At 60.8% G+C, this 6587-nt stretch carries 5 protein-coding genes; all 5 read left to right on the top strand.

The window, feature by feature from the left end; genetic code table 11:
* Nucleotides 1-281: 281 nt before the first annotated feature.
* The 5 genes from M0814_RS12880 (at nt 282) to pqqB (ending at nt 6463) form a co-directional block, all read left to right on the top strand.
* Entirely contained in the window at nt 282-1964 is a 1683-nt protein-coding gene (locus tag M0814_RS12880; protein ID WP_103484834.1) for an NAD(P)/FAD-dependent oxidoreductase, read from the top strand.
* Nucleotides 1965-1976: 12 nt separating this feature from the next.
* On the top strand, nt 1977-2771 hold the full coding sequence (locus M0814_RS12875; RefSeq protein WP_103484833.1) for a carbon-nitrogen hydrolase family protein: 795 nt from the start codon (nt 1977-1979) through the stop codon (nt 2769-2771).
* A 48-nt stretch (nt 2772-2819) separates the two neighbouring features.
* Nucleotides 2820-5237, top strand: coding sequence for a pyrroloquinoline quinone biosynthesis protein PqqF (gene pqqF / locus M0814_RS12870; RefSeq protein WP_103484832.1), 2418 nt, complete (start codon nt 2820-2822; stop codon nt 5235-5237).
* A 158-nt stretch (nt 5238-5395) separates the two neighbouring features.
* Nucleotides 5396-5470 (top strand): pyrroloquinoline quinone precursor peptide PqqA, encoded by a 75-nt coding sequence (gene pqqA / locus M0814_RS12865; protein ID WP_003422658.1) that lies wholly within the window; start codon nt 5396-5398, stop codon nt 5468-5470.
* A gap of 81 nt (nt 5471-5551) precedes the next feature.
* Nucleotides 5552-6463 carry a pyrroloquinoline quinone biosynthesis protein PqqB gene (pqqB, locus tag M0814_RS12860; RefSeq protein WP_003228877.1) on the top strand — a complete coding sequence of 304 codons (912 nt, stop codon included), beginning with the start codon at nt 5552-5554 and terminating at the stop codon, nt 6461-6463.
* Nucleotides 6464-6587: the final 124 nt, after the last annotated feature.

The raw sequence follows: 6587 nt of genomic DNA, 5'->3' as shown, positions 1-6587 counted from the left end.
TTTGACCGGGTTGAGCGCAGAATCTGCGCCAGACACAAATCCACTGTGGGAGCGGGCTTGCTCGCGAAAGCGGTCTGTCAGCCGCCTTCTTTAGTGGAAGGAATATAGCCTTCGCTCCCACAATGATCGAAGTGAAGTCGGAGATTGTCACTTTGATCAATAGAATGGCAAAACGACGACACTTTGCGTCTTATTAACGTGTTCTACGCTCCCTAGAATGGCTGGCATCTTTTCCTATACTCAGACGCGCATCCTGCGTCGGGTCGCCAGCAAGGTCAGCTATGAACAAGAACAATCGCCATCCTGCAGACGGTAAGAAACCAGTCACCATTTTCGGCCCGGACTTTCCGTTCGCCTTCGACGACTGGATCGAACACCCGGCCGGTCTCGGCAGCATTCCTGAACAGCACCATGGCGCTGAAGTGGCGATTGTCGGCGCGGGTATCGCTGGCCTGGTGGCCGCCTACGAACTGATGAAGCTCGGCTTGAAACCAGTGGTGTACGAGGCCTCGAAACTGGGTGGCCGTCTGCGTTCGCAAGCGTTCAACGGCACCGATGGCATCGTCGCGGAACTGGGCGGCATGCGTTTCCCGGTATCCTCCACGGCGTTCTACCACTATGTAGACAAGCTCGGTCTCGAGACCAAACCCTTCCCGAACCCACTGACGCCGGCCTCCGGCAGCACGGTGATCGATCTCGAAGGCAAAACCCATTACGCACAAAGCCTCAAGGATCTTCCTGCACTGTTCCAGGAAGTGGCTGACGCCTGGGCGGATGCGCTGGAGGCTGGCTCGCAGTTCGCCGATATCCAGCAAGCGATCCGTGACCGCGACGTACCACGCCTCAAAGAACTGTGGAACAAACTCGTTCCGCTGTGGGACGACCGCACCTTCTACGACTTCGTTGCCACCTCCAAGGCCTTCGCCAAACTCTCGTTTCATCACCGCGAAGTGTTCGGTCAGGTCGGTTTCGGTACCGGCGGCTGGGACTCGGACTTCCCCAACTCGATGCTGGAAATCTTCCGCGTGGTGATGACCAACTGCGATGATCACCAGCATCTGGTGGTCGGCGGTGTGGAGCAAGTGCCGCAAGGCATCTGGCGGCATGTGCCGGAGCGCTGCGTGCACTGGCCGGAAGGCACCAGCCTGAAATCCCTGCACCGTGGTGCGCCGCGTTCCGGCGTGAAGAAAATCGCCCACGCGCCGGACGGCCGTTTCGCCGTCACCGACAACAACGGCGACACCCGCGAATACGCCGCCGTGCTGACCACCTGCCAGAGCTGGCTGCTGACCACGCAGATCGAATGCGACGAAACCCTGTTCTCGCAGAAGATGTGGATGGCGCTGGACCGCACGCGCTACATGCAGTCGTCGAAGACCTTCGTGATGGTCGACCGGCCATTCTGGAAGGACAAGGATCCGGAAACCGGTCGCGACCTGATGAGCATGACCCTCACCGATCGCCTGACCCGTGGCACTTATCTGTTCGATAACGGTGACGACAAGCCGGGCGTGATCTGCCTGTCGTACTCGTGGATGAGCGACGCGCTGAAGATGCTGCCGCACCCGGTCGAGAAACGCGTGGAACTGGCGTTGAACGCGCTGAAGAAGATCTACCCGAAAGTCGACATCGCCGCGCGGATCATCGGCGATCCGATCACCGTGTCGTGGGAAGCCGACCCGTATTTTCTCGGCGCATTCAAAGGCGCCCTGCCCGGCCACTATCGCTACAACCAGCGGATGTACGCGCACTTCATGCAGGACGACATGCCAGCCGAACAGCGCGGGATTTTCATCGCCGGCGATGACGTATCGTGGACGCCAGCATGGGTCGAAGGCGCGGTGCAGACCTCGCTCAACGCGGTGTGGGGCATCATGAAACACTTCGGCGGGTCGACACATAAAGCGAACCCGGGCCCGGGTGATGTGTTCAAAGACATCGGCCCTATCGCCCTGCCCGAGTAAGAGGATTCCCCGATGCGCGTAGCCCTTTACCAATGCCCACCGCTGCCCCTGGACCCCGCCGCCAACCTGCATCGCCTGCAGCAACTGGCGATGGAGGCCAAGGGTGCCGACCTGCTGGTGCTGCCGGAAATGTTTCTGACCGGCTACAACATCGGCAAGGAAGCGGTCAGCACCTTGGCCGAGGTCTACAACGGCGAATGGGCGCAACAGATCGGTCGAATCGCCAAAGCCGCCGGGCTGGCAATTGCTTACGGGTACCCCGAGCGCACGGCGGACGGGCAGATCTACAACGCCGTGCAGTTGATCGACGCGCACGGCGAGCGCCTGTGCAACTACCGCAAGACCCATCTGTTCGGCGACCTGGATCGTTCGATGTTCAGCCCCGGCGAAGATGCGTTTCCGCTGGTCGAGCTCAACGGCTGGAAGCTCGGTTTCCTGATCTGCTACGACCTGGAGTTTCCCGAGAACGCGCGGCGTCTGGCGCTGGCCGGCGCCGAGCTGATTGTGGTGCCGACGGCGAACATGATTCCGTTCGATTTCGTCGCTGATGTCACCGTGCGCTCCCGCGCCTTCGAAAACCAGTGCTACGTGGCGTACGCCAACTATTGCGGGCATGAAGGTGAGATCCACTATTGCGGGCAAAGCAGCATCGCCGCGCCGGACGGCAGCCGTATCGCCCAGGCTGGCCTCGATGAAGCATTGATCGTCGGTGAGCTGGATCGCCAGTTGATGGCCGACTCCCGCGCCGCCAATCGCTACCTCAACGACCGTCGTCCCGAGCTTTACCACGTGTTGAACAAGCGCTGACCCCACGCAATCCGCTAGCATTGGCACTTCACTGTTCTGGAAGTGCCCATGCCTGCGCCAACTCCCCCTCGCCCCCACACTGAAACCCTGGCCAACGGCTTGCGCGTGACCCTGCGTCAGGTGCCCGGCTTGAAGCGCAGCGCCGCTGCGTTGCGGGTGGCGGCCGGTAGTCATGATGTGCCACTCGAGTGGCCGGGGCTGGCGCATTTCCTTGAGCATCTGCTGTTTCTCGGCACTGAGCGTTTTCCTGCGAGCCAGGCGCTGATGGCCTACGTGCAAAGTCACGGTGGGCAAGTGAATGCCAGTACCCGTGAACGCAGCACCGACTTCTTCTTCGAATTGCCGACCTCGGCCTTCAGCGCCGGGCTTGAGCGTCTGTCAGACATGCTCGCCCAGCCGCGTATGAATCCGCACGATCAGTTGCGCGAACGGGAAGTGCTGGACGCGGAATTTGTCGCGTGGTCGCAAGATCCCACAGCTCAGCAGGAACTGGCGCTGTACGAGGGATTGCCGGCCACACATCCGTTGCGCGGGTTTCATGCGGGGAATCGCGACAGCCTGAAAGTTGAGTTACCAGCGTTTCAGCAGGCACTGAAGGATTTCCATCAGCAGTTTTATCGCACCGGACAAATGACGCTGAGCCTGGTCGGGCCGCAGAGCGTTGAGGAATTGCGCGTCCTTGCGCAGCAGTTCGCCGCCGCGCTGCCGGTTGGGGATAAAGTCCAGCAGGCAGCGCCGCTACCATTGACAGTGAAAAGTTATCAACAGGTCGGCGAGCGCAGCGGCAATCTGTTGTTCGCTTTCGAAGCACTGCCCGACTCGTCCGCCGAAGCACTGGCGTTTCTCTGCCATTGGCTGAACAGCGCCAAGCCCGGCGGGCTGCTCGCCCATCTGCAACAACAAAGCCTCGCGGACAGTTTGAAAGCCGTGCCGCTGTATCAGTTCGCCGGGCAAGCGCTGCTGCATCTGCAATTCACCGGTTCCGCCGAATCCCTCAACGCCATTCGCGAACAGCTGCTGGACTGGTTGAGCTTCTTTGCCGCGCAACAGGACTGGGCAGCGTTGCGCGAGGAGTACATCAAGTTACTTGAGCGTCAGCAGCAAATCAGCGGTGCTCTGCCACTGGCGCGGCTCGACAGTGAACAACGCGAAAGCGGTCTGTCGGAAAACGGCGTCGTTGCGCTCAAACAGATCCTGCGCAACCTCGGTGTTGTGGATAACTTCAGCGACCATTGGCATCTGCCTGCCGCCAACCCTTTCCTGCGCTCCAACGAGCCGCTGGCCAACGCCGGCCTGATTCGCGGCCAGACCAGCGCCCATCGTGGTTTGCGGACTTTCGCTCAGGATCGCTCGCGCGGGCGGCGTGAGCGTTCACCGATGCAATTCAGCCAGGCGTTGCCGGACAACAGTGATCTCGGCGCGATTTACCTGCGCTGGCAAACCGAAGCGGTGGCCAGTGTAAAACTGCAAGCCAAGTTGCAACGCAGTCTGCGGGAAACGCAGGAAGATGCGCGGCAGGCCGGCGTCGAGTTGGCGTTCAGTGCCACCGGTACGCAGTGGCTACTGAAACTGACCGGCCTGCAGGAGCCGATGCCCAGTGTCCTCGAACACGCGCTGAAATGCCTGACGCAGATTGACGTCGATTCCGCCAACGCAGAGCCAGAACCACCGCTGATACCGATCCGCCATTTGCTCAAGGCATTGCCTGAACGCTGTCTGCCATCAGCCGTTGAGTCGAACGACGCCAAACTGCTGTGGACAAGTTCGCGCTGGGACGGACTGGCTCTTGGCCTCAACGCGCAGACGCAATCGTCCATGGGCCTGGCCCTGAGCCGCATCCCTGGCACACCGGACAATCAATTGCCGGCAACGCCGGCGATCAACACGCAACATCTATGGAGCCACATCGACACCGCGTCCAGCGAACACGCCTTGCTGCTGTTCTGCCCGACCGCCAGCCACGAGATTGCCGATGAGGCTGCCTGGCGCCTGCTCGCGCAACTGTGCCAGACCCCGTTCTATCAGCGTCTGCGGGTCGAATTGCAATTGGGCTACGCGGTGTTCAGCGCCCTGCGGCAGATGCATGGCCAGAGTGGATTGCTGTTCGGTGTGCAGTCGCCAAATACTGCGCCAGTTGAACTGCTTGGGCATATCCAGCAGTTCCTCGAGGGCATTCCTGCGCTGATCGAAAACCTCGATGAAGAGCGATTCAAACAGCAGCGCCAGTCACTCGCGGATCAGTTCGATGAGAGTCATCTGTCCGGCAAAGACGCCGCCGAGTTGCTGTGGCAGGCCAAGCTCGCCGGCCACTCGTCGGATTATCTGGCGCAACTGCACACAGCCATTGGTCAACTGGAGCGCTCGGCATTGCTGGCGGCAGCGCAGCGCTTGCTCAACGCCGAGGGCGGCCGGCTGTGCCTGGCCAGCGAATCGGTACCCGGCGCACCTTGGCAAGCGACAAAATGATCATTACCAAGGCTGCAAGGAGCTTTCTCAAAGATTCACGGGCAATCGTGCTGAAATTTTGAGTAACATAGCAGCCTAACTATTTGGAACATCCCGGCGCGGCCATGGACTATACCTATGGATAGCGCTATCCCACCCACCCAATGAGGAGTCACCTTATGTCCTGGACAAAACCGGCTTACACCGACCTGCGTATCGGCTTCGAAGTCACCATGTACTTCGCCAGCCGCTGAGTTCTGCCTACGCAGACTTGCAGTGCAACGCCTCGGCTCGCCGGGGCGTTTTATTTTCAGCGTTGAAAGATGGGAGCGTTCATGTTCGTCCAGATTCTGGGTTCGGCCGCCGGTGGCGGATTTCCGCAGTGGAACTGCAACTGCGTCAATTGCGCAGGCTTTCGCGACGGCAGCCTGAATGCCAAGGCCCGCACCCAATCGTCCATCGCGATTTCCGATGACGGCGTGAACTGGGTGCTGTGCAACGCTTCGCCGGACATCCGCGCGCAACTGCAGAGCTTCGCCCCGATGCAACCGGGCCGTGCACTGCGCGACACCGGCATCAGCGCGATCATCCTGATGGACAGCCAGATCGACCACACCACTGGCCTGCTGAGCCTGCGCGAAGGCTGCCCGCATCAAGTCTGGTGCACGGACATGGTTCACGAGGATTTGAGCACCGGTTTTCCGCTATTCAAGATGCTGACCCACTGGAACGGCGGACTGAACTGGAATCGCATCGAGCTCGACCAGAGCTTCACCGTCGCTGCCTGCCCGAACCTGCGTTTCACCCCGCTGCCGTTGCGCAGCGCCGCGCCACCGTATTCGCCGCACCGTTTCGACCCGCACCCGGGCGACAACATCGGCCTGATCGTCGAAGACCTCAACACCGGCGGCAAACTGTTCTACGCCCCGGGCCTGGGCAAGGTCGACGCGCCGCTGCTGGAAATCATGGCTGGCAGCGACTGCCTGCTGGTGGACGGCACGCTGTGGGATGACGATGAAATGCAGCGCCGTGGCGTCGGCACCCGCACCGGTCGCGAGATGGGCCACCTGGCGCAGAACGGCCCCGGCGGCATGCTCGAAGTGCTGGAGCAATTGCCCGAACAGCGCAAGGTGCTTATCCACATCAACAACACCAACCCGATTCTCGATGAGGATTCGGCTGAGCGCGCGGAGCTGGCGCGGCGTAATGTTGAAGTGGCTTATGACGGCATGAGTATTGTGCTGTAGCGGATGGCCTCTTCGCGAGCAAGCCCGCTCCCACATTGGATCTGTGGCGTTCACAAACCCTGTGGGAGCGGGCTTGCTCGCGAAGACGTCCGAACAGACACCCAGAATTCCAACGGTTGTTCCC

The organism is Pseudomonas sp. MWU12-2020, assembly GCF_023100605.1.
Lineage (GTDB): Bacteria > Pseudomonadota > Gammaproteobacteria > Pseudomonadales > Pseudomonadaceae > Aquipseudomonas > Aquipseudomonas fluorescens_H.
The sequence above is the reverse complement of the archived record's forward strand: the minus strand, read 5'-3'. Positions and strand labels throughout refer to the sequence as shown.

Coding starts and splice junctions, on each gene's coding strand:
- M0814_RS12880 (WP_103484834.1), top strand. CDS start 282: ATGAACAAGAACAATCGCCATCCTGCAGACGGTAAGAAACCAGTCACC.
- M0814_RS12875 (WP_103484833.1), top strand. CDS start 1,977: ATGCGCGTAGCCCTTTACCAATGCCCACCGCTGCCCCTGGACCCCGCC.
- pqqF (WP_103484832.1), top strand. CDS start 2,820: ATGCCTGCGCCAACTCCCCCTCGCCCCCACACTGAAACCCTGGCCAAC.
- pqqB (WP_003228877.1), top strand. CDS start 5,552: ATGTTCGTCCAGATTCTGGGTTCGGCCGCCGGTGGCGGATTTCCGCAG.